The following is a 22,401-nucleotide window of genomic DNA, read 5'->3' as shown; positions in this document are numbered from 1 at the left end:
GCGATTGCATAACCATGCCCGCAATAAACAAGGGGGCATTATGCTGCTACGCATTCCACAGGTATTAACCCTAGAGCAGGTCGATCAGTGCCGAGCGTTGCTGCGCCAAGCCAACTGGCAAGACGGCAAAGCGACCGCTGGGCCGCAGGCGGCGCGGGTGAAAAACAATCACCAAGTGCCAGCCGACAGCCCCGAAGCGCAGCAGATGGCGGCGCTGATTATTCAGGCGCTGCAAAACAACCCGCTGTTTATGAGTGCGGCGCTGCCGAGCAAGATCTTGCCGCCTAAGTTCAGCTGCTACCAAAACGGTCAAGCCTATGGCGCGCATGTGGATAACACCGTCATGCGTATTGAGAGTGGTGAAGCCTTACGCGCCGATGTGTCGGCTACCTTGTTTCTCACCCAGCCGGAGGAGTACCAAGGCGGCGAGTTGATTATTCACGACAGCTTTGGCGAGCAGCAGATCAAGCTCGCCGCCGGTGATTTGCTGATCTATCCCTCAGGCAGCCTGCACCAAGTGGCTCCTGTTACTAGCGGCGTGCGTTTGGTGGCGTTCTTCTGGATTCAAAGCCTTGTGCGCAGTGCAGAGCAACGCCGCACCTTGTATGAGCTAGACGGCCTCGCGCAGCAATTACGTGGCGAATTGACGGCAGAGCATGCCGGCCTGACCAAACTGTCGGGCATTTACCAAAACCTGCTGCGCCAGTGGATGGATAGCTGAAGGCAACAAAAAGCCCCCGAGCAGCACGCTACGCCAGACTGTGTGAAAACTACTGCACTTGGCTATGCGGCGTTAAAAACAGGCTCAAAATGCTCATTTACCACACGTAAACTGCGCTTTTTCGCTTGTTTTTGCCTTGCCTAGCCTGCGTTCGCGACGTTTTCACTCAGCCTGATGCGGGGGCTTTTGTGGCGCTAAAACTTAGAAGTCGTAGCGCACAGAAGCCTCGACGGTATTCGCGTCGAAGTCTTCACGGCCAAGGTAGTCGTAGCTCACGCCAAAGGTGGTGTTGCCCAGCGCATAGCTGGCACCCACGCCCACTTCATAGCTGGTGCGTGCCGGAGTAGCACCTACCGACAAGAACGGCGAGCCACCGGCAACGAAGGTCGAGGTGGTGCTAACGCTGTCAGCAATAAAGTCGTGATACACCATGGCGGTGGCTTCCGGCTGCAGGACGCCGCTACCCAGCTCCAGTGCACCAGCAATACGCGCACCGGCACCTAACTGGCCGATCTCAAAGCGCTGCTCTTCGACGTTTAGCGACGCCAGTGAGCCCTTTTCGCGGTAGCTGTCGGTATCCACACGTCCATAACGAGCGCCAACACGCGGCTCCAGCAGCAAACCGTTGTCGAGGTTAAAGCCGTAGCCGCCGACTACATCTAGGGCGATGGACTGGCTGTCGTAATCCGCCTCGGCCTTAGTGCCGGCGATATAGCGCTGGCCGTCGTTGTGCTGCAAACCTGCTGTCAGGCTGCCGTTCACGAAGTAGCCATTTTGTGCAAAGCCACCGTACGCGGTGATGGCATGGCCGTCGATCTCGGTGCTATTGCTGTCGCCGCTCACATTGCTGTGCAGGTAGCTGTAGGCCAAACCGACGGTGAGCTGCTCGTTTAGCTTGCCGTCAAAGCCCAAGGCCATGCCGTTAGATTCAGCATCGAACCCCGCCACTTGCTGGCGCATATCTTGATCAGCCTTGCTGTGCAGGGCTTTCATCCACAAGCCTTGCTCGGCGAGTAGGTCGCCCGAACTAGCGCCTTGCAGGCGGTTATACGATTGCTGCTGCATTTGATGCGCTTGTTGCTGCGGGGCGAAGACATTGCCACCGTTAACCTGCGGCACTAACTCATCGCTGGTTTTACGCACTTGCTCGGCATTACCGGCCAGCGCGTCGAGCACCGGGTTGTTGGGGTTGTTGCCCGCTAATGTGCTCAGTTGCGGTAATAGTGCAGAACCAGCGCGCTGACCGTTGGGGGTGCCGCCGAATTGGTATTGACCCGCCACGCTAATGTTAGCGCGTAAGTCATTGCTGGTGGCTAACCAAGAATTAACCGTTAATAACGGAGAGTCGCTTAGCACTTGTAATCCGGGTGCTGAGAAGGTTTCGCCGGCAGCACTTAATAATACATAACCTTTATTGTTGACGGCAAAGTCGGAGCCTTTGGGCTTAAGGAATACTTGGCTGTTGCTGCCTAAATTAATTCCGCCGCTAGCTGTGAATAGCGGTGTGCTATTGTCGCTGCTGACTTGTAGGCGAATGATGCTGTTAGGTGCTGTGGATAAGGATCCGCCGGTGCTGGCGTTGGCTTTGCTGATATTGAGTTCTTTTAATCCAGTTAAGTGGCCAGATATTGTGCCGCCGAACCAATTTAGAGTGGTGTAGTTACCACCATTAATTGCGTGATTGCCGCTGATAAAGCCAGAAAAATGATTAATTTCTAATGGGATGCTAAAATTGCTCTGGATTCCAGCAGTTGCGCCGCTTATTTGTACATGGTTGTTAATTGTGTTTACTCTGCCAAATAAAAAAATCTCCACTCCGTAAGAGCTTCCGTCAATTATCCCTCGGTTCTCCAGTGTGTCAACGGTTGCATCAACCCTAAGAGCAGAATCACCCAAAATTATAGTTGTATTTGGGATGGTTACTAACTCGCAATTACTGCTAATTCTTTGGTCGTTAGAACTGGGTAGGTTTAAATGGCAGCTAGTCCCCCATGCAGAGTGACTGGCACCAGCAACGGCAAGCGCTAATAGGGTTTTCTGCAGGGAGTGTGTATTGGGCATAGAGGCAGGCTCAAAAAGTTGTAGTTGTTTGGAAAGGTTCTTTTTTGCCCGACAATTTTAGGGCGATGCGAGATCAAAATGCCACTTGGCAGGCGGCTTTGGCGGTGTGCGTTGGTCGGCTGGTGGTGATTTGCTGCCTCACTTAAGGCTGTTTACACTGCCAGAAAGCAATCAAACGAGCGTTTAAGCATGGACCTGATTTCTTGGTCGCACGCCTGTTCGGCAGGCTTCACCCAACGTGGTCTACGCAGCGCGCCCAGTGGCAAGCCGGTGTTGCACTTCTTGCACGGCAATGGCTTTTGCGGTGGGGTGTACTGGCCCATGCTGGCGCCGTTGGCTGAGCACTTTGATCTGTTTTTAAGCGACACCCAAGGCCAAGGCGATAGCGATCACGGCGGGCGTTTTCATGGCTGGAATCGCACCGCCGAGCTGTGCGTTGAAGCTTGGCAGGCGTTTGCCGGTGAATACGCCGGCGTGCCAATCTACGCCGTGGGGCATAGCTTTGGCGGGGTGCTGACCAGTTTGATGCTGGCGCAACACCCTGAGCTGTTTCGCCGTGCGGTGCTGCTCGACCCTGTGCTGTTTACCCCCAAGCTGATCGGCGTGATGGCGCTGTCGGACGTGGTGGGTTTGTACTCGCGCAATAAACTGGCCACGGCCACGCGCAAGCGCCGCTCGCACTGGCCCGATCGCCAAGCGGTGGTGGAGGGCCTGCGCGGTCGCGGCATGTTTAAAGGCTGGACGGAAGACGCCCTGCAAGCCTTCGCCGAACACGCGCTCAAGCCCGCCGCCGATGGTGGGGTAGAACTGAAATGCCGCCCCAGCCGCGAGGCCGAGGTGTTCAGCTCGTTCCCGCGGCGCTTGTGGTCGAGCCTGAAGAAAGTCCAAACCCCGGTTCAAGTTATCTACGGCGAGCGCACTTATCCCTTTGTTGGCGAGGCCGTGCAGCGCTGGCGTGCCATTAACCGTAACGCCAGCGGTTTACAGGTGCCGGGCGGGCACTGCTTTATGCAGGAATACCCCGCAGCCAGCGCCGAGCGAGTATTGGCTTTTTTGCACGCGCAAGCAGCCGTTGATGCCTAACAGCGAGGCGCTGTTTCGCCTCGCTCGGATTAAAACGCTAGCATGGCGTTAAGCACACCAGAGTCCGCGATATGGATTGGCAAGTCCTCTACATGCTGGGCGTACTGGTTGCCCTGATTGCCTTAGCCGGAGCCGGTCTGCACGCTTGGCGCTATCGTCATCTGGGCACCGCCAAGCCCTTGCTGTTTTTCGTCGCCACCGCGTGGTGCTGGTCGCTGTGCGTGGTGCTGATGGCCACGGCCAGCCCGGCCTTCGCCATCCATTGGTTGAAAGTGAAGTACCTGTTTATCGGCATGACGCCGGTGGGCGCGTTTATTTTTGTGCTGTGCTTTACCGGTGGCGAGCGTTGGTCGCGACCGGGCCTGTGGGCGGCCATGCTGGCGCTGCCGTTGGGCACCCAGTGGCTGCTGTGGAACCCCGCCACCACCACGCTCATGCTGCAAGACGTGCGCTTTACCCGCATCGACGCCCTCACCTACACCGACACGCTGATTTTTGGCCCCTACTACTGGTTATTCACCGCCTACGGCTATCTGCTGATTCTCGCCGGCATCTGCCTGACATTGGCCACCTTGTGGAGTGGCAACCCCTTACTGCGCCGCCAAGGCGGGCTGCTGGCGGCGGGCTTGCTGATGCCCTTGATCGCCAACGTGCTGCTGATCACCGGCTTAGTGCCGCGCCAGTACGACTTAGTGCCGCTGGGCCTCGCGCTGGCCGTGGGCATGTTGTGGCTGGCCATGCTGCGCTATCAGCTGTTTAACGTGCTGCCGGTGATGCGCAACCGCGCCCTCGATGCGGTGCGTGATGGCGTGTTGGTGCTCGATACCCATCAGCGCGTGGTGGATATGAACCGCGCCTTTGCGCAGATGACCGGCGTAGCGAGCAACCATGGCCTAGGCCGCTTACTGACGCAGGCTTTCGCCAGCCAGCCGCTGCTGTGTGAGCATTTAACCCAGCGCTTGGGCGACACGCCGGTGGCGGTGAGCAGTCAGGCCTTGCTGCAACTGGCCGGGCATGATTACGAGCTGGACGTCAGCCCCATCTTCAACACCCGCCAGCAACTGCAAGGCCACACCGTAACCCTGCACGACCTTAACGACCGCGTGGCTCTGGAAGCCCAACTGCGCGCGCGCAATGCCGAGCTGGAACAAGCCAACCTCGACCTGACCCAACACAGCCTCACCGACCCGCTCACCGGGCTGCGCAACCGCCGCTTTGTGCTGCAACACATAAGCCACGACCTCGAACGCTGCTGTGAGCGTTACCGGCGCTGGCAGGATGAAGGGCATAGCGAACGCCCGGATGACGCCGACTTAATCGCCTTTTTAGTCGATATCGACCACTTTAAAGAGGTCAACGACAGCTACGGCCACAACGCCGGCGACAGCGTATTGCAACAAGTGCAGGCGCGTTTGCAACGAGTGTTTCGTGAGGATGATTATTTGGTTCGCTGGGGCGGCGAAGAGTTTCTCGTTGTCACTCGCCAAGTGCCGCGCCAGCAAGCCCCGCAGCTGGCCGAGCGGCTGCGTTTGGCGTTTGCCGAACAGCCGTTTCGCTTAAGCAATGGCCAACCGCTGCGCAAAACCTGCTCGGTAGGTTTTGCCTGCTACCCCTTTCTGCCCCACGAGCCGAATGCCGTTGGCTGGCTGCAAGTGATCGATCTGGCCGACCAAGCGCTGTACCACGCCAAACAAGCGGGGCGTAATCGCTGGTTTGGCTACCAAGCCAAGCCCGACGCCCGCAGCGACGCGGTGCTGCCGTGGCTGCAAACCCCCGCCGCGCAACGCGAACAGAGCCCGTGGCTGACGCTGTTTGATCAGTCCGGGCAGTAATCATTACCTAGGGATAGGACCGTATGCCGTTACCTGCTCTGCTACTCATTGATATGCAACGTGGCATGCAAATGCCGTCATTACCGCCACGCAATAACCCACAGGCCGAGCACGTCATCGCTCAGTTATTGCAGGTGTGGCGCGCGCGTGGCGCACCGGTGGTGCATATGCGTCATCTTTCTCGCACGGTGGGCTCGGTATTTTGGCCCGGCCAAGTCGGTGCCGAGTTTCAGCCAGAACTCGCGCCCTTCGCTCACGAGCATGTTGTGGATAAACACGTGCCGGATGCCTTTGTGCACAGCAACCTAGAGCGCTGGCTGCATGTGCGCGGGATTAGCGAACTGGTGCTGGTCGGGGTGAGCACCAACAACTCGGTCGAGGCCACAGCCCGCAGCGCAGGCAACCTAGGCTTTGCCACCTACGTGGTGGCCGATGCCACGTTCACCTTCGCCAAGAGCGACTTTAATGGTGTGCCGCGCAGCGCCGAGGAAGTGCACGCCATGGCGCTGGCTAACCTACAGGACGAATACGCCCACGTGCTTAACAGTGCGGCGGCGTTGCAGCTATTGGCTGAGGCCGCGATCTAGGCAGGCGCTGATTAAAGCAGAGGCTCCCTAGCTGCCCTCAATGCGAAAACCAATCTTCAGCCCCACCTGATAGTGCGCCACCTTGCCATCGAGAATGTGGCCACGGGTTTCGGTGACTTCGAACCAGTCCATGTTCTTAATGCTTTTGCTGCATTCGGCGAGGGCGTTGTTGATGGCGTCTTCGATGCTGGTTTTCGATGAGCCAACCACTTCGATTTTTTTGTAGGTGCGATGGTCAGACATGACAGAACCTCCGGTGAGTGTTCTGTCAGCCTAGTCGCTGCCAGTGGCCTATGCCTGTCTGCTTACAACCCTTCCAGCTTGGCGTAGGCGAGCATCAGCCACTTCACCCCTTGATCGCCAAAGTTGACCTGCACGCGGGCCTGCGCGGCGCTGCCTTCGAAGTTGAGGATCACCCCTTCGCCGAACACGCTGTGGCGCACGCGCTGGCCGAGGGTGAGGCCGGTGTCCGGCACTTCGGCGCCGGCAAACGGGCTTAAGTTAGCGCGCGGTTGGCCGCCGAAGGGGCGGTTAACGCTGGTTTGCAGGCGCACTTCGCTCAGGGTTTCCGGCGGCATTTCGCGCACAAAGCGCGAGACCTTGTTGTAGGTCTCGTTGCCGTACAGGCGGCGGGTTTCCGCGTAGGTGATCACCAAGTTGCGCATCGCGCGGGTGATGCCCACGTACGCCAAGCGGCGTTCTTCTTCTAAGCGGCCCGGTTCTTCGAGGCTCATCTTGTGCGGGAACAGGCCTTCTTCCATGCCGGCCAAGAACACCAGCGGGAACTCCAGCCCTTTGGCGCTGTGCAGGGTCATCAGCTGCACACTGTCTTCGTATTCGTCGGCTTGCGTGTCGCCGGCTTCCAGCGCGGCGTGGTCGAGGAAGTCGGCTAAGGGCGACAGCTCAATCTCTTCGTTCTCGTAAGCACGCGCGGCGCTGACCAGTTCTTCGAGGTTTTCCACCCGCGCTTGGCCTTTGTCGCCTTTTTCTTCGCGGTGGTAGGCGATCAGCCCGGACTGCTCGATCACGGTTTGCGTCATCAAGCCCAGCGGGAAGGTTTCCACTTTGGCGGCGAGGTTTTCGATCAACTCGATAAACGCGCCTAAGCTGCTGGCGGCGCGGCCACTGACGCCTTTGTTGGCGACCAGCTGCTGCATACCACGCCACATCGAGAGGCCTTGCTCGCGGGCATGCTGGCGCAGTGCTTCGACGGTTTTTTCGCCGATGCCGCGTGGCGGTACGTTGATCACCCGTTCCAGCGCGGCGTCGTCATCGCGCAGGCGAATCAGGCGCAGGTAGGCCAAGGCGTTTTTGATTTCTAAGCGATCAAAGAAGCGCTGCCCACCGTAGATGCGGTAGGGCACTTTCTCGCGCAGCAGGGCTTCTTCAAGCACCCGCGATTGCGCGTTGGAGCGGTACAGAATGGCGATTTCGCTGCGTGCTAAACCTTCGCGCACCGCTTGCTCGATGCGCTCGACAATAAAGCGCGCTTCATCGTGCTCGTTAAACGCGGCGTACAGGGCGATGGCCTCGCCTTCGCTGTCTTCGGTCCACAGTTCTTTGCCCAAGCGCCCGGCGTTGTTGGCGATCAGCCGGTTGGCGGCTTTAAGAATGGTGCCGGTGGAGCGGTAGTTCTGCTCCAAGCGAATCAGCTCGGCGTTGGGAAAGTCGTCAGTGAACTGCTGGATGTTCTCGATGCGCGCGCCGCGCCAGCCGTAAATCGACTGGTCGTCATCGCCGACCACCATCAGGTTGGCGTTGTTGCCGGCCAGATGACGCAACCAGGCGTATTGCACGGCGTTGGTGTCTTGGAACTCGTCCACCAACAGGTGCTGAAAGCGTCGCTGGTAGTGCTCCAGCAAGCTGGGGCGATTGCGCCATAGCTCCAGCGCACGCAGTAGCAGCTCGGCAAAGTCCACCGCGCCGGCGCGCGCGCAGGCGGCTTCGTAGGCTTGGTAAATCTTCTGCATGGTGGCCAGAAACAGATCACCGCTGGGCTGGATGTTGTGCGGGCGCATGCCCTCATCCTTCTGCCCGTTGATAAACCATTGCGCCTGTTTGGCCGGCCAGCGCTGCTCATCTAACTGCAACTCGCGCAGCACGCGCTTAACCAAGCGCAGCTGGTCGTCGCTATCGAGGATCTGGAAGTTCTCCGCCAAGCCAGCCTCTTGCCAGTGCTGGCGCAGCAGCTTGTGCGCCAAGCCGTGGAAGGTGCCCACCCACATGCCCGCCGGCTCGTGGCCGAGCATTTGCGCGATACGCGCACGCATTTCATGGGCGGCCTTGTTGGTGAAGGTCACCGCCATGATGCTGTGCGGCGCGGCCTGCACCACCTGCAATAAGAAGGCGATGCGGTGCACCAGCACGCGGGTTTTGCCCGAGCCGGCGCCGGCCAGCACCAGTTGTTGACCGAGCGCCGCGCTGACGGCGTCGCGCTGGCCACTGTTGAGATGATCGAGAAGATTAGAAACGTCCATGGGCCGGCATTCTACGGGGCCAGCCAAGCGGGCGGCAAACCACGCCGACCACCCGCCGGTGCAGCACCAAAGTTAGGCTCAAGGCCATAACTTGTCCGACAAGACGGCTTGGGTCGCTGGGCACTCCTAGGTATGCTGGGGGCTCCCTTGGGTCCGATACTTATAAAAAACCAATGACCGCCGCACTGTCGTTTGTGCCGCTTCGGGAAGCTGCCGCCGAGTTATCCGCCCGCTACGCCATGGAATTACGCGTAGCACGGACCAATCTGCTCTATCAGGGCTCCCGCCTGCCCACCTTATTAATGCTCTTGGCCGTGACCAGCTGCGCGGTGCTGCATTGGCAACAACAGGCCAATGTTTGGCTGTTGGTGTGGCTGGGCACCGTGGGCGTGTTGGCGTTATTGCGCATCACCCAAGTGGTCGCGTTCGAACGTGCCAGCCTCAGCCGCAAAGCCTCGCGGCATTGGCGGGTGAACTTTTTAATTGGCGCCTTGCTGTCGGGCATCAGTCTGGGCTTAACCGCGTTGTTTATTCAGGAAGTGCCGGGGTTTATCCAGCAAATGCTGGTGTATGGCCTGCTTGCCTGTGCGGTGCTCAGCGCCAGCGTGGCCTATGCGGTGAGCGTACCGGCCTTCTTAACCTTTGCCTTGCCCAGCTTGCTGCCGGCGAGCGTGTTTCTGCTTAGCCAAGAGGGCGCTTACGCCAGAGGCTGGGGCTTGCTCGGCCTGATCATGCTCGCCGGGCTGGTGCTGATTGCGTGGCAAATGCACCGCTTAATTCAGCACAACCTGTTACGCCGTTTTCAGCATCAAGCGCTGATCGAAACCCTGCAGGAAGCCAATAACCGCAGCGATCAACTCAACAGCCATCTGGCCGAAGAAGTGCAGCAACGCCGCCGCGCCGAGCAAGCGCTGCGCGAAGCTCATGACGAGCTAGAGCAGCGCGTGGTAGAGCGCACCGCCGCCTTGCAGGCCACCAGCAGCGAGCTGACCGCCAGCAAAGAACGCCTCGACCTTGCCCTGGAAGCCAGCCGCTTGGCGCTGTGGGACTGGGATTTAGACACCGACCAAGTGTTCCACTCACGTGTGCAAGAGCTGTTCGGCGTCGAGCCTGAGCTGGTCACCGGCATGCTTAAAGACCTGCGCCCGCGCCTGCACCCCGACGATGTGCCGCTGCTGCGCAAAGCCCTGATGGACCACCTGCGCGGGCAAACCAGCGAATACATCGTGGAATACCGCGTACGGCATAACGACGGCCACTGGGTGTGGCTGGAAGACCGTGGCCGCGCAGTAGCCCGCGACAGCGCCGGGCGCGTGCACCGGATGCTCGGCACCCGCCGCGACATCAGCCTGCGCCGCCAGCGTGAAGACCAACAGCGCTTGGCGGTGACGGTTTTCGATGCCGCCAGCGAAGGGATTTTTATCCTTAACGTGGAAGGCGAAGTGCTGTCGGTGAACGATGCCCTGCTGAAGATCACCGGCCAGCGCCGCGAGCGCGTGGAAGGTTTTCGCATCGACGAAATCGCCGGCAACTTCGACCTGCTCAAGCGCTATCTGCAAATTCGCGGCGAGCTGATTCGCGTCGGCCGCTGGCAGGGCGAACTCAGCGGCACCCGCGAAAGCGGCGAGCACTACCCGCAATGGCTGGAGATGACCGTGGTGCGCAACGCCCAAGGGCGCATCACCCATTTTGTCGGCTTCCTCACCGACCTCTCGGCACGCCGTGCTATCGAAGACCGACTGCGTTATTTGTCGCACTACGACCCACTCACCGGCTTGGCCAACCGCGCGCTGTTCCGCGAGCGCCTGCATCAAGCCAGTCAGCGAGTGCGCCAGCAGGGGCGCAATCTGGCCTTGCTGCATATCGATCTGGACCGCTTTAAGCACATCAACGAAAGCCTCGGCCAAGAGTTTGCTGACCGCGTGTTAACGCAAATCGCCCAGCGCCTGACCGAAGCGGTGCCCGAAGCCGAGATGCTCGCACGCCTGTCGGCCGATGAATTTGCCTTGCTGATCGACCACCACACTAGCCTGTCGGCGCTGTCGCGCATTGCCAGTCGCTTGCTGAGCAAGATCCGCGAGCCGCTGCAGCTGGACGGCCACGAACTGGTGCACAGCGCCTCGGTAGGTATCAGCCTGTATCCAGACAACGCCCGCGAAGTGTCGGCACTGATGAGCCAAGCGCAGCAGGCCATGCAGCACGCCAAGCATGTTGGCGGCGACACCTTCCAGTTCTACAGCGACAACCTGCAAGCCTGTACCGTGGAGCGCTTACAGCTGGAAAACGACCTGCGCAAAGCAATTCGCGAAGAACAACTGGCGGTGTACTTCCAGCCCAAGCTGGATGTGCGCACCGGGCAGGTGTGCGGCGCCGAAGCCTTGGTACGCTGGCGCCACCCAAGCCTTGGCTTGATTGCCCCTGCGGCGTTTATCACCTTGGCCGAAGAAACCGGGCTGATCGCCGCGATTGGCGAATATGTGCTGCGCGAAGCCTGTCGCAACGCCTGCCAATGGCGCGAAGCCGGGCTGGATGAACTGCGTGTGGCGGTGAACTTATCGGCCCAGCAGCTGCGCCAAGGCAACTTGGTGTCGTTGGTGCGCGGCATTCTGCAAGAAACCGGTTTAGCCCCCCATTTGTTGGAGCTAGAGCTGACCGAAAGCCTGCTGCTGGATAACCTCGACAGCACCTTGCTGACCCTCAACCAGCTGAAAAGCTTGGGCGTGGGCTTAGCCATTGACGACTTCGGCACCGGCTATTCGTCGCTCAGCTACTTAAAGCGCCTTCCGGTGGATAGCGTGAAGATCGACCAATGCTTTGTCAGCGACTTACCGCGCGAAGGCGAAGACGCGGCGATTATCCGCGCCATTATTGCGCTGGCCCATGCGCTGGACTTACGCGTGGTGGCCGAAGGCGTGGAAGAACACGCACAACTGGCCTTCCTTAAGGCGCAGCAGTGCGACGAAGTGCAGGGCTATCTGATCAGCCCGCCGCGCGATGCGGCGGCTTTTGAACGTTTATTGGTCGAGCAGCAGGCGCTGGCTTAATCGGTTTGCGCCGCCAGCCAGTAGTGCCGCTCTGCGCCGGGCTCGCTCGGCTCGGGGCGAAACCCCAGCTTGAGCAGCACCCGCGCCGAGGCTGGGTTGTCGGCACTATGACAGGCATACAGGCGCTGAGTGGGCCGGTTGTGCGCGGCCCAAGCGCACACGGCGGTGGCAGCCTCGCAGGCCAAGCCCTGTCGCCAATAGCGTGGGTTTAGCCAATAACCGAGCTCCCAAACACCCACTGCACGCGCGGTTAAACCAATGGCGCCGAGCAAGGTTTGCTCGGCCCAGATCAGCCAGTGCAGGTCGCGGCTGTGTGCAATAGCCGCCAGCCAAGCCTTGGCATCGGCCTGCTGATACGGATAGGGCAAACGCGTGTGCTCGGCAATCGCCGGGTGATTGGCGCAATAAGCGAGCGCTTGGGCATCCGCCGATTGCGGCGGTTGCAGGCGCAGCCTAAGGGTATGCAGGGTGGGGTGCATGGCGGCCTTCCTTGGGGTGAGCCGCCAGCATGGCAGGTTGCCGGCTTACTGCAATGTCTGCCGAGTCTCTTTGCTGCTTTCTTCGTGCAGCAGCGCGGCTTGTTTAATCGCCTTGTGGCGTTGCTGCATTTCTTCACGCAGCTGCCGGCGCAGGCGGGCGGCTTCGAAGCGGCGGCGTTCGAGGTCGTTTTCCGGAATCAATGCCGGCACGGCTTGCGGTTTGCCTTGGGCATCTAAGGCCACCATAGTGAAATAGCAGCTGTTGCTGTGGCGTTTGGCGCGGGTTTGGATGTTTTCACAGGTGACCTTAATGCCGATCTCCATCGACGAGCGCCCGGTGTAATTCACCGAGGCGTGAAAAGTCACCAGCTCGCCCACATGCACGGGGCGACGGAACATCACTTGATCGACGGAGAGCGTCACCACATAGCTGCCGGCATAGCGGCTGGCACAGGCGTAGGCGACTTCGTCGAGGTATTTGAGCAAGGTGCCGCCGTGTACATTGCCGGAGAAATTGGCCTTATCCGGGGTCATTAGCACGGTCATCGACAGCTGGTGGGCAGGTTCGCTCATGGCGGTATTGGCTCGGTTGGCGGAACAAGCGCAGAAAATTCTGCCCTTTGCACAGCGAAAACCATGCCAGTGCACGCAGCCGCTCTAGATCAGGGCATTAGTGCGAAACGCGCCCCCATAGCGGGCGGCCCTGTGCCGTATTTCGGGGCGCACTTGCTGGCCTATGGCCTGCTTTGGTGCGCGCCGGGCTACTCGGGCATGCGGTGCGGCGCCATGGTAATCGTGCCTTGGCGGGCGCCGCGCAGCTCTACGGTGCCAGGGTAGCGGTCGCTGCCATCGGCGCTGAATTCAAAGCGGTAAATGCGTTGGATATACCAGCGGCCATTATCGCCACGCCTCACGCGCAGCTGGTTTAAGGCGATGGTTTGGTCGAGCAGTTGCACATCTAAGCGCTCGCAACGGCGCCGCGCGGCCAGTAATGCGGCTTGGCGCAGGCTGCTGGCGCGCATCCACCACGCCACGCCACAGCCGAGCAGGAGGAAAGCCGCCACATGGCCAAGGCTTAAATTCATGGTTGTTCTTCGGTTAGCAATTGCACGCTAGAAGCCTGCATCACGTACGCGGCGTCGGCCAGTGGGTCGCTCACGCTTTCGATGCGCAACTCGCCGCTGACTTCGATGGGGATGTACAGGTCTTCAATCAACAAGCCCTCGGCAAAGCTGACCAGAATGATCTGGTTCGGCGGTGGCGGCGGTACATGAATACACGCCCCGGCGTAGGGCACCAGAAAGAATTCGCGGCTTAGGCCTTGGCCGTCGCTATCCAGTGGCACGGGGTAACCGGCGAGGCGAATCTGCTGCTTGTCCAGCGCCGCCACAGTATTGGCGGAATACATAACCGCTGGCAGGCCGGGCGCTTGTTTCATGCCGCCGGGGGCAGAAAAATCGCCGGGGCGTTCGGGGCTCACGCCGTGGTCGATATCGGGCATGTTTTCCAGCGCAATCCGATCGGCTGCGGGCATCAGTTCTAGCCAATCCAGCTCGCGCGGCTCGGCATACAGCCAGCTGCTGGCGGCGATTAGCAACACGGTGGTGAGGTGGCGCAGTGATTTCAAGGGCGCTCTCCAAAAGCGTGAGGTCTGTTTGTCGGTGATTGTGCGGTAAAGTTCAAGCGATCAATTTGCCGGAAGTCATCCTATGAGCGCTGTAAACCTGAATGAAACCCCGCTGACCGCCATCGAGGCACGCGTGCTGGGCTGCTTGGTGGAAAAACAGGCGACCACGCCGGAAAGCTACCCGCTGACCTTGAACGCCGTGCAGCTGGCCTGCAACCAAAAGACCAGCCGCGAGCCGGTGATGAACCTACAGCCCGGCGAAATTGCCCATGCCCTGCGCGAGCTAGAAAACCGCGGCATGGTCAAACTGGTGATGGGCAGCCGCGCCGACCGCTGGGAGCAACGCATGGACAAAGCCCTTGAGCTGGTCCACGCCCAGCTGGTGCTGCTGGCGCTGCTGCAACTGCGCGGCGCGCAAACCTTGGGCGAACTGCTCACGCGTAGCAATCGCCTGCACAGCTTTGACAACACCCAAGAAGTGCAGCATCACCTAGAACGCCTGATCAGCCGCGAACTGGTCTGCGTGTTGCCGCGCCAAAGTGGCCAGCGTGAAGACCGCTACATGCACCTGACCTGTGGCCCAGAAGCCGTCGAACAAGCCGCGCAAAGCAGCGCCAGCGCCGCCGCGGCAGTGGCCGACGACCGCCTGAGCCAGCTCGAAGCGCGCATCGCCGAGCTGGAAGAACGCCTCGCTGCGCTGGAAGCCGCGCAATGAGCGGCGAGCGCGATCTCGCCCGCTTGCTGGCCAGTCTTAAGCCGCAGCTGCATGCTCAGCAGTATGTATACGTGGCGTTAGGCGGCCAGTACGGCGACTTCGCCGAGTACCAGCCGCTGGCCATGGTGCGCGAAGACGAAGGCATGACCTTAGTGGTGCCGCAAACCGTCGCCGACCAGCACCAGCTGATCTACCACGCAGTGTTTGCCTGCATCAGCCTTACCGTGCATTCCAGCCTAGAGGCCGTCGGTTTAACCGCGGCGGTGGCCACGGCACTGGCCGAGCAGGGCATTAGCGCTAACCTGCTGGCGGGCTTTTATCACGACCATATTTTGTTGCCGGCGGCGCGCGCCGAGCAAGCGATGGCCGTGTTGCAGGCCTTGGCCCGGTAGCGTGCGGGCCAGAGCGCTAGTTCGGCGCTTTCGGCATTAAGGTCATATTGGCGGGGTGGCATTGATCGCTAGTACAGATTTGGTTACGCCCGGCATGTTTGGCTTGATAGAGCAGCTCATCGGCACGTTGCAGCAAGACGTGCGGCATATCCACCTGCCAAGTGCTCAGACTGCACACGCCTAGGCTGATGGTGACAATCGGCACCACGTTGTCGCGGTGCGGCAAAGCAAGGTCGCGCACGCGCTGCAATAGGTTATGGGCCTGCGCTAGCTGCTGCAAACACACATCACCGGCAGGGTGGCCATAACGGTCGTTGTAGGCCTTGAAGTTATCCACATCCACCATAATCAGGCTGATTGGCTGCTGCGAGCGCTGCATGCGCAGGCATTCGCTGAGTAAGTCGTGCTCAAACTGACGGCGGTTATCCAGCCCAGTTAACGGGTCGGTGTTGGCCGACACCTCCAGCAGCGACAAGTTGTTTTCCACTCGCTGCATAAGGGTATTGAAGGCTTTGGCGAGCGCGCCGAACTCATCGTCATAGCGCACCGTGAGGCGGTTATTGCCTTGCCCAAGAGTAAACTGCTCAGTGCGCGCCACCATGCCCAGGAGCGGGCGCACAATGCGCCGTGAGATCAGCAGATGGAATGCAGTAGCGGTGGCAACGCCAGCCAGCAACACCACGATCAGCCAAACACTGAACAGCAAGCGCTGATCCTCGGCGCGTTGCAGGGCTTTAACTTGACGTGCCTCTAACAGCGCAAACGCTTGCTCAATGGGCTGCATAATGCCGCGCTTGGCGTCTAGATAAGTTTTGTCGTACAGCAGTTTGGTGGCCATGCGTGGCTCTGCCGGGCCTTCGCGAGTGAACTTGCCGTAACTGTCGAGAAAGCGCCCGTGCGCGGCGTGGATGGCCAGTTGCTCGCGCTCCGTCAGGGCTATCGAACGGCGCTCAGCCAGTGCCAGCAGTGTGCGCTCTTGCTCGGTAAAGGGCAGTTCATGCAGCTGCTGTTCGAAGTCGGCAATGCTGCTATGCGGGCCATCCCAATGAGTTGAGCTGAGCCAATCTTGTTGTAAGTCTTGCTGCCAATTGAGCGATGGCGTTGTACCGCTACGCAGTGCCAGCAGGTCATTGAATAAACGGTGGTAGACCGGCTTTAAGGTGATCACCGCAGTACGCGCATAGCGGGTGAGGTCGTCGGAACTTTCCTGTAGCTGGTGCGTTAAAGCGTGCGCGCGTTGATAGTCGCGGCGCTGTTGGTCCAGTTTGTCGTAGGCGTCCAACAGGCCAAACACGCCAATAAGCGCAAGCGCCAGCAGCACAGAGGCCAGCGCAGAAAGGCTAATGAGCAAGCGTTGAATCGACACACAAGCACCACAAGTGTGACAGGGCGTTTATTCAGTAAAGCTGTTTTTCGCGCCGTTGCGAGCCGTATGGCCGCATAGCGTGTGTCGCGGTTGTCCTAGGTGGCTGCTCTAGGCGGTTGCGCGAGCGCACTAGGCCTGACCCAAATCAGCCACCGCCGTCATGATTCGGTCATAATGACCGACTAGATTTGTCATATTGCCTCTGCCTGGCAGAGTCTGGAGTTGCCTGTGTCGTTCAGCCCTGTTGCCCGTCAGTTTCCGCAGACCCGTTTACGCCGCATGCGTCGTGATGCGTTTTCGCGCCGTTTGATGCGTGAAAACCAGCTGACGGTCGATGACCTGATCCTGCCGGTGTTTGTGCTCGACGGCAGCAACCAGCGCGAAGCCGTGGCCTCGATGCCGGGCGTGGAGCGCTTGTCGATCGACCTGCTGCTGGCGGCGGCTGAAGAATGGGTGGCGCTGGGCATTCCCGCACTAGCCCTATTCCCGGTTACGCCGCTGGAAAAGAAATCCCTCGACGCCTGTGAGGCGTGGAGCGCCGATGGCATTGCCCAGCGCGCCACCCGTGCGCTGAAAGCGCGCTTCCCGGAGCTGGGGGTGATCACCGACGTGGCGCTCGACCCGTTCACTACCCACGGCCAAGACGGCATCATCGATGACAGCGGTTATGTACTGAATGACATCACCACCGCTGCCTTGGTGAAACAAGCGCTGTCGCACGCCGAAGCCGGTGCCGACGTGGTAGCCCCATCAGACATGATGGATGGCCGCATCGGTGCCATTCGTGAGGCGCTGGAAGCCGCTGGGCATGTGAATACGCGCATCATGGCCTACTCGGCCAAGTACGCCAGCGCTTACTACGGGCCGTTCCGCGATGCGGTGGGCTCGGCCGGTAACCTCGGCAAAGGCAACAAGAACACCTACCAGATGGACCCCGCCAACAGCGACGAGGCCCTGCACGAAGTGGCGATGGATTTGGCCGAAGGCGCCGACATGGTGATGGTCAAGCCCGGCATGCCCTATCTGGACATCGTTCGTCGGGTCAAAGATGACCTCAAGGCGCCGACGTTTGTCTATCAAGTCAGTGGTGAGTACGCCATGCACATGGCCGCCATCCAGAACGGCTGGTTGAGCGAGGCAGTGATTTTAGAGTCGCTGCTGGCGTTCAAGCGCGCCGGGGCCGATGGCATTCTCACGTATTTCGCGGCCGATGCCGCACGGATGTTACAGCGCAGCTAACAGCCTTGGCGTGGCGGGATGCCGCGTCATCGCCTTGGCGACGCAAGGAAGAAACGTATGACACTGCCAGGCGCCCCCGAAACCCTTGTGGAAGCCGCCCTCGAAATGACCAGCGAAGCCCCCGCCGTGGTTGCCCCCACGCCGCCGGATCTGAACGACCCGAGCTTGTATATTCACCGCGAATTGTCGCAGCTGCAGTTCAATATCCGCGTGCTGGAACAAGCCTTCGACGAGCGCTACCCGCTGCTGGAGCGGCTGAAGTTTTTGCTGATTTTCTCCAGCAACCTCGATGAGTTTTTCGAGATTCGCGTCGCCGGCTTAAAGAAACAAATCAACTTCGCCCGCGAACAAGCCGGCCCCGATGGCCTGCTGCCGCCGCAAGTGTTGGCGCAGATCAGCGAGCTGGTGCACGAGCAAGTGGCCCGCCAATACGCGGCGCTGAATGACCTGCTGTTGCCGCAACTGGCTGAGCACGGCGTGCGTTTTATTCGCCGCCACGAGTGGAACACCAAGCAAAAGCAGTGGGTGCGGCGTTTCTTCCGCGAGGAAATCGTGCCTCTGATCGTGCCGATTGGCCTCGACCCCACGCACCCCTTCCCGCTGTTGGTGAACAAGAGCCTGAACTTTATCGTCGAGCTGGAAGGCGTCGACGCCTTTGGCCGCGATTCCGGCTTGGCGATTATTCCTGCGCCGCGTTCGCTACCACGGGTGATCCGCATGCCCGATGAGATTGCCGGGCCGGGCGATAACTTCGTGTTCCTCTCTTCGATGATTCACGCCCACGCCGATGACTTGTTCTCTGGCATGAAGGTGAAGGGCTTTTATCAGTTCCGCCTCACCCGTAACGCCGACTTGTCGGTGGATACCGAAGACGTCGAAGACCTGGCCCGTGCCCTGCGCGGCGAGTTACTGTCGCGCCGCTACGGCGATGCCGTGCGTTTGGAAGTGGCCGATAACTGCCCGAAACACTTAACCGATTACCTGCTGCGCCAGTTTGGTTTGTCTGAGGCCGAGCTGTACGAAGTCAACGGCCCGGTGAACTTAACCCGGCTGTTCGGCATCACCAGCTTGCCCAGCCGCCCGGAGCTGCAGCACCCGCCGCTGGGCCAGTCGCTGCCCAAGGCGCTGGTGGATAACGAAGACCTGTTCCGCGTGGTGGCCAAGCAAGACATCCTCTTGCTGCACCCGTATGAGTCGTTCACCCCGGTGGTGGACTTCTTGCGCCGCGCCGCCAAAGACCCGCACGTGTTGGCTATTCGGCAAACCTTGTACCGCACCGGCGCTAACTCCGAGATGGTCGATGCGCTGGTCGAGGCCGCGCGCGCCGGTAAAGAAGTCACCGTGGTGATCGAGCTACGCGCGCGCTTTGATGAAGAGTCCAACCTGCAACTGGCCAGCCGTCTGCAACAAGCGGGCGCGGTAGTCACCTACGGCGTGGTGGGCTACAAAACCCACGCCAAGATGCTGCTGATTCTGCGCCGCGAAAACGGCGAGCTGGTGCGCTACGCGCATTTGGGCACCGGCAACTACCACGCCGGTAATGCGCGCTTGTACACCGACTACAGCCTGCTGACCTCCGACGAGGCGCTGTGTGAAGACGTCGCCAAGCTGTTTGCCCAGCTGATCGGCATGGGTAAAACCCTGCGGATGAAAAAGCTGCTGCACGCGCCGTTCACTCTGAAGAAGGGCATGCTCGACCTGATCCAACGCGAAACCACCAATGCGCAAGCCGGCAAACCGGCGCACATCATCGCCAAGGTCAACGGTTTAACCGACGAGAAAATCATTCGCGCGCTGTACAAGGCCAGTCAGGCCGGGGTGAAGATCGACCTCATCGTGCGCGGCATGTGCTGCCTGCGTCCGGGTATCCCCGGGGTGTCACACAATATTCAGGTGCGCTCGATCATCGGCCGCTTCTTAGAGCACAGCCGGGTGTATTACTTCTTGAATCACGGCGGCGAAGAACTGGCGTTTATGTCCAGCGCCGATTGGATGGAGCGCAATCTGGATAAGCGCGTCGAGACCTGCTTCCCGGTGGAGGGCAAGCGCCTGACCCAGCGGGTGAAGAAAGAGCTGGATGTGTTCTTAACCGACAACACCCAAGCTTGGCTGCTGCAAAGTGATGGCAGTTATGTGCGGCAAAACCCCAGCGGCAACCAAACACCGCGCAATGCGCAGGCCACCCTGCTGGAGCGCTTAGCGGCGACTAAATAAGCGCCTTGCTGCCCTGCTCACAACGCCCCGATACCGCGTGTATACGGGACGTTGTGCTTCTGGCTTACGGTGTTTCCGCCTTAGCGTGGGCCGTTGCCGCGCCTTGCTGCTTAAGCGCTTGGGCGCGCATTTTGCCGCTCAGCCACACCAATAACGCCTGATAGGCGCTGGGCATTAAACGCTGCATGAGATCGGTGGCCTTGGCGTCGATGCCAATCAGCACCCGACGGCGGTTTTTCTCCACAGCACGAATGATGACCTGCGCGGCTTTTTCCGGCGAGGTCCGCAGCAATTTGCCGAACTCGGCGCTGGCCTCGGCGGCGCTCTTGCCGGCCACGCTGCGCACGCTGTCGTTCATCCGCGCGCTGTTGGCGATATTGGTGCGAATGCCGCCGGGGTGCACGCAGGTGGCGCTAACGTTGGCCGCGCTTAAATCCAACTCTTGGCGCAGCGACTCGGTAAAGCCGCGCACGGCAAACTTGCTGGCGTTGTAGGCGCTCATGGTCGGTTGGGCGAACAGGCCGAAGATGCTGGAAATGTTCACCACATGGCCAGCTCCACTGGCTTTTAAGTGCGGCAAGAAGGCCTTAGTGCCGTACACCACACCCCAAAAGTTGATGCCCATCAGCCACTGGTAATCGTCCAGGCTGTTGCCTTCCACCGTGCCGGACTGTGCAACCCCAGCGTTGTTAAACACCAAGTTGATCTGCCCGTGCTCGGCGGCAGCGGCATCGGCCCAGGCCTTTACCGCCTCGGCATCGCTAACATCCACCACGTGCTGGGTGATGCGCACGCCGTAGCGGTTAGCCAGTTGTACTGTGTCTGCCAGCCCTTGCGCGTTGATATCGGCCAACGCCAGATGGCAGCCGCGCCCAGCTAAGGCACAGGCCAAGGCGCGGCCAATGCCGGAACCGGCGCCGGTAATGGCGGCGACTTTATTGTGCAGGTGCTTCATGCGTTGGCTCCTTCTGCCTCGGGCTGGGGTTGTGCTTGGCGCAGCGGGTGCTGCACGCGGTCAAAGTGATAGGCCGCCGGGTCGAAGTGACGGGTAATCTGGCGGAAGCGCCAAGTAAAGCCCGGCCACACCGTGCAGTTGCGCCCGCTCACCGGGTGCAAGTACCAACTGTTGCAACCGCCGCTGTTCCACACGGTGGGGCCAAGCTGGTTTTGCAGGCGCAGGTTGAAGGCTTGCTGGGCTTCGGCCTTAGGTTCGAGGCTATCCAGCCCGTTGCGCTGGAGCAGCTGCATGGCGCTGAGCACGTAGTGAATTTGCGACTCGATCATGTACACCATCGAGTTATGCCCCAGCCCGGTGTTGGGCCCCATGAGGAAGAATAGGTTGGGGAAGCCCTGCGTCATGGTGCCTTTGTAGGCTTCGGGGCCTTGCGGCCAAGTATCGACCAAGTCGATGCCGTCACGGCCAAACACGCAGCCGCGCGGAATCGGGTCGTTGGGAGTAAAGCCGGTGCCGAAGATGATCGCATCGACCGCTCGCTCCACGCCTTGGCTATCGACAATGCTGTGTGGGCGAATTTCGCCGATGCCGTTATCCAGCACGCTCACGTTGGCTTGCTCCAGCGCCGGGTAGTAATCGTTAGACAGCAGAATGCGTTTGCAGCCGATGGTGTAGCTGGGCGTTAACTTGGCGCGCAGGGCGGGGTCTTTGACTTGTTTGCGCAGGTGTAGGCGCGCGACCCACTCGACCAGCTTCATCGCCTTGGGGGTGACGGCAAAGCCCAACACGCGGCTTTCCAGCAGGCTGTACAACCCGCCGCGCCAGAGTTTTTGCAGCCACGGCCAGCGGGCGAAACGACGTTGCTCGGCGGCGGAAATATCCCGGTCGGGCTTGGGCATGATCCACGGCGGGGTGCGCTGGTACAGATCCAACTGGGCTACCTCACGCTGAATCTGCGGCACGAATTGAATCGCCGAGGCGCCGGTGCCAATCACTGCCACGCGCTTGCCGCGCAGCTCGTAGTCATGGTTCCAGTCTTGCGAGTGAAAGCGCTCGCCTTTAAAGCTGGCCAGCCCCGGCAGCTCGGGGATCGACGGAATCGACAGCGCGCCCATCCCCGACACCACATAGCGGGCGCTGAACTGCCGACCATCGGCGGCGGTGAGCAGCCAGTGCTGCTGTGCTTCTTGCCAATGCAAGGTACGAATCTCGCAGCCCAGCTGGGTTTGTTCGGCCAGCGCGTACTTGTGCCAACAGCGCTCTAAGTAGGCTTTGATCTCCTGCTGCGGGGCGAACATGCGCGTCCACTGCGGGTTAGGCTCAAACGAGAAGGAATACAAGTGCGACTGCACATCGCACGCGCAGCCGGGGTAATGGTTAACGCGCCAAGTACCGCCGACGCCCTGTTCTTTGTCGAACAGAAGAAAATCATCGAGGCCTTGCTGACGCAAACGGATAGCCATGCCGAGGCCGGAGAATCCAGTGCCAATAATGGCCACTTGGCAATGCTGCACTGGGGCTGACGCGGGCGCATTCATGTTGCAGACTCCTGATTGTGGTTATGTGGTCTACAGCTGTGCACTGAAGGTAGACACTTGTATACTTTGCG

At 60.2% G+C, this 22,401-nt stretch carries 19 protein-coding genes; 9 read left to right on the top strand and 10 right to left on the bottom strand.

The window, feature by feature from the left end; all coding sequences use genetic code 11:
• Window positions 1-40: 40 nt before the first annotated feature.
• Window positions 41-721 carry a Fe2+-dependent dioxygenase gene (locus tag BMX80_RS01540; RefSeq protein WP_074864361.1) on the top strand — a complete coding sequence of 227 codons (681 nt, stop codon included), beginning with the start codon at window positions 41-43 and terminating at the stop codon, window positions 719-721.
• A gap of 201 nt (window positions 722-922) precedes the next feature.
• Here the strand turns inward: BMX80_RS01540 and BMX80_RS17790 are convergent, their stop codons facing one another.
• Window positions 923-2,077: an autotransporter outer membrane beta-barrel domain-containing protein gene (locus tag BMX80_RS17790; protein ID WP_175474867.1), complete on the bottom strand. Its 1,155-nt coding sequence runs from the start codon at window positions 2,075-2,077 to the stop codon at window positions 923-925.
• Window positions 2,078-2,971: 894 nt separating this feature from the next.
• On the opposite strand from BMX80_RS17790, the gene BMX80_RS01530 reads away from it, so the two are divergent.
• The 3 genes from BMX80_RS01530 (at window position 2,972) to BMX80_RS01520 (ending at window position 6,284) form a co-directional block, all read left to right on the top strand.
• The gene (locus BMX80_RS01530; protein ID WP_074864357.1) at window positions 2,972-3,865 is read left to right on the top strand and encodes an alpha/beta fold hydrolase; all 894 of its coding nucleotides are present in this window, start codon (window positions 2,972-2,974) and stop codon (window positions 3,863-3,865) included.
• A 71-nt stretch (window positions 3,866-3,936) separates the two neighbouring features.
• Complete coding sequence (locus BMX80_RS01525; RefSeq protein ID WP_074864354.1) at window positions 3,937-5,697, top strand: histidine kinase N-terminal 7TM domain-containing diguanylate cyclase; 1,761 nt, start codon at window positions 3,937-3,939, stop codon at window positions 5,695-5,697.
• A 23-nt stretch (window positions 5,698-5,720) separates the two neighbouring features.
• Window positions 5,721-6,284 (top strand): cysteine hydrolase family protein, encoded by a 564-nt coding sequence (locus BMX80_RS01520; protein WP_074864352.1) that lies wholly within the window; start codon window positions 5,721-5,723, stop codon window positions 6,282-6,284.
• 27 nt (window positions 6,285-6,311) lie between these two features.
• Here the strand turns inward: BMX80_RS01520 and BMX80_RS01515 are convergent, their stop codons facing one another.
• Together BMX80_RS01515 and uvrD are read right to left on the bottom strand one after the other, a co-directional pair.
• On the bottom strand, window positions 6,312-6,527 hold the full coding sequence (locus BMX80_RS01515; protein ID WP_074864351.1) for a dodecin: 216 nt from the start codon (window positions 6,525-6,527) through the stop codon (window positions 6,312-6,314).
• Between the two features lie 62 nt (window positions 6,528-6,589).
• A complete protein-coding gene (gene uvrD / locus BMX80_RS01510; RefSeq protein WP_074864349.1) occupies window positions 6,590-8,761 on the bottom strand; it encodes a DNA helicase II in 2,172 nt (723 codons plus the stop codon).
• A gap of 173 nt (window positions 8,762-8,934) precedes the next feature.
• Between uvrD and BMX80_RS01505 the strand changes: the two genes are divergently transcribed.
• Window positions 8,935-11,805 carry a bifunctional diguanylate cyclase/phosphodiesterase gene (locus BMX80_RS01505; RefSeq protein WP_074864347.1) on the top strand — a complete coding sequence of 957 codons (2,871 nt, stop codon included), beginning with the start codon at window positions 8,935-8,937 and terminating at the stop codon, window positions 11,803-11,805.
• Here the strand turns inward: BMX80_RS01505 and BMX80_RS01500 are convergent.
• The 4 genes from BMX80_RS01500 to BMX80_RS01485 all read right to left on the bottom strand — a co-directional run bounded on the left by BMX80_RS01500 (window position 11,802) and on the right by BMX80_RS01485 (window position 13,902).
• The gene (locus tag BMX80_RS01500) at window positions 11,802-12,284 is read right to left on the bottom strand and encodes a GNAT family N-acetyltransferase (RefSeq protein WP_074864345.1); all 483 of its coding nucleotides are present in this window, start codon (window positions 12,282-12,284) and stop codon (window positions 11,802-11,804) included. The two genes, BMX80_RS01505 and BMX80_RS01500, sit on opposite strands and share 4 nt — an antisense overlap.
• Window positions 12,285-12,329: 45 nt before the next feature.
• Window positions 12,330-12,857, bottom strand: coding sequence for an acyl-CoA thioesterase (locus tag BMX80_RS01495; protein WP_071871483.1), 528 nt, complete (start codon window positions 12,855-12,857; stop codon window positions 12,330-12,332).
• A 188-nt stretch (window positions 12,858-13,045) separates the two neighbouring features.
• Complete coding sequence (locus BMX80_RS01490) at window positions 13,046-13,369, bottom strand: DUF3301 domain-containing protein (RefSeq protein WP_074864343.1); 324 nt, start codon at window positions 13,367-13,369, stop codon at window positions 13,046-13,048.
• Window positions 13,366-13,902, bottom strand: a complete 537-nt coding sequence (locus BMX80_RS01485; RefSeq protein WP_139213992.1) for a DUF3299 domain-containing protein — start codon at window positions 13,900-13,902, stop codon at window positions 13,366-13,368. Before BMX80_RS01485 ends, BMX80_RS01490 begins: the two co-directional genes overlap by 4 nt.
• A 91-nt stretch (window positions 13,903-13,993) precedes the next feature.
• Between BMX80_RS01485 and BMX80_RS01480 the strand changes: the two genes are divergently transcribed.
• Window positions 13,994-14,626, top strand: a complete 633-nt coding sequence (locus BMX80_RS01480; protein ID WP_074864339.1) for a YceH family protein — start codon at window positions 13,994-13,996, stop codon at window positions 14,624-14,626.
• Window positions 14,623-15,018: an ACT domain-containing protein gene (locus tag BMX80_RS01475; RefSeq protein WP_074864338.1), complete on the top strand. Its 396-nt coding sequence runs from the start codon at window positions 14,623-14,625 to the stop codon at window positions 15,016-15,018. The genes BMX80_RS01480 and BMX80_RS01475 overlap by 4 nt, the downstream gene beginning before the upstream one ends.
• Before the next feature lie 16 nt (window positions 15,019-15,034).
• On the opposite strand, the gene BMX80_RS01470 is transcribed toward BMX80_RS01475, so the two are convergent.
• Complete coding sequence (locus BMX80_RS01470) at window positions 15,035-16,384, bottom strand: GGDEF domain-containing protein (protein ID WP_074864337.1); 1,350 nt, start codon at window positions 16,382-16,384, stop codon at window positions 15,035-15,037.
• A 228-nt stretch (window positions 16,385-16,612) separates the two neighbouring features.
• On the opposite strand from BMX80_RS01470, the gene hemB reads away from it, so the two are divergent.
• Both hemB and ppk1 read left to right on the top strand, forming a co-directional pair.
• The gene (gene hemB / locus BMX80_RS01465) at window positions 16,613-17,623 is read left to right on the top strand and encodes a porphobilinogen synthase (RefSeq protein WP_074864335.1); all 1,011 of its coding nucleotides are present in this window, start codon (window positions 16,613-16,615) and stop codon (window positions 17,621-17,623) included.
• A 57-nt stretch (window positions 17,624-17,680) separates the two neighbouring features.
• Window positions 17,681-19,837, top strand: a complete 2,157-nt coding sequence (ppk1, locus tag BMX80_RS01460) for a polyphosphate kinase 1 (RefSeq protein WP_074864333.1) — start codon at window positions 17,681-17,683, stop codon at window positions 19,835-19,837.
• Window positions 19,838-19,901: 64 nt separating this feature from the next.
• Here the strand turns inward: ppk1 and BMX80_RS01455 are convergent, their stop codons facing one another.
• Together BMX80_RS01455 and BMX80_RS01450 are read right to left on the bottom strand one after the other, a co-directional pair.
• Window positions 19,902-20,792, bottom strand: a complete 891-nt coding sequence (locus BMX80_RS01455; RefSeq protein WP_074864331.1) for an SDR family NAD(P)-dependent oxidoreductase — start codon at window positions 20,790-20,792, stop codon at window positions 19,902-19,904.
• On the bottom strand, window positions 20,789-22,330 hold the full coding sequence (locus BMX80_RS01450) for a flavin-containing monooxygenase (protein WP_074864329.1): 1,542 nt from the start codon (window positions 22,328-22,330) through the stop codon (window positions 20,789-20,791). Before BMX80_RS01450 ends, BMX80_RS01455 begins: the two co-directional genes overlap by 4 nt.
• Window positions 22,331-22,401 lie beyond the last annotated feature (71 nt).

It is taken from the genome of Atopomonas hussainii (assembly GCF_900109735.1).
Taxonomy (GTDB): Bacteria; Pseudomonadota; Gammaproteobacteria; order Pseudomonadales; family Pseudomonadaceae; genus Atopomonas; species Atopomonas hussainii.
This window is presented reverse-complemented; position numbering and strand designations above follow the sequence as displayed.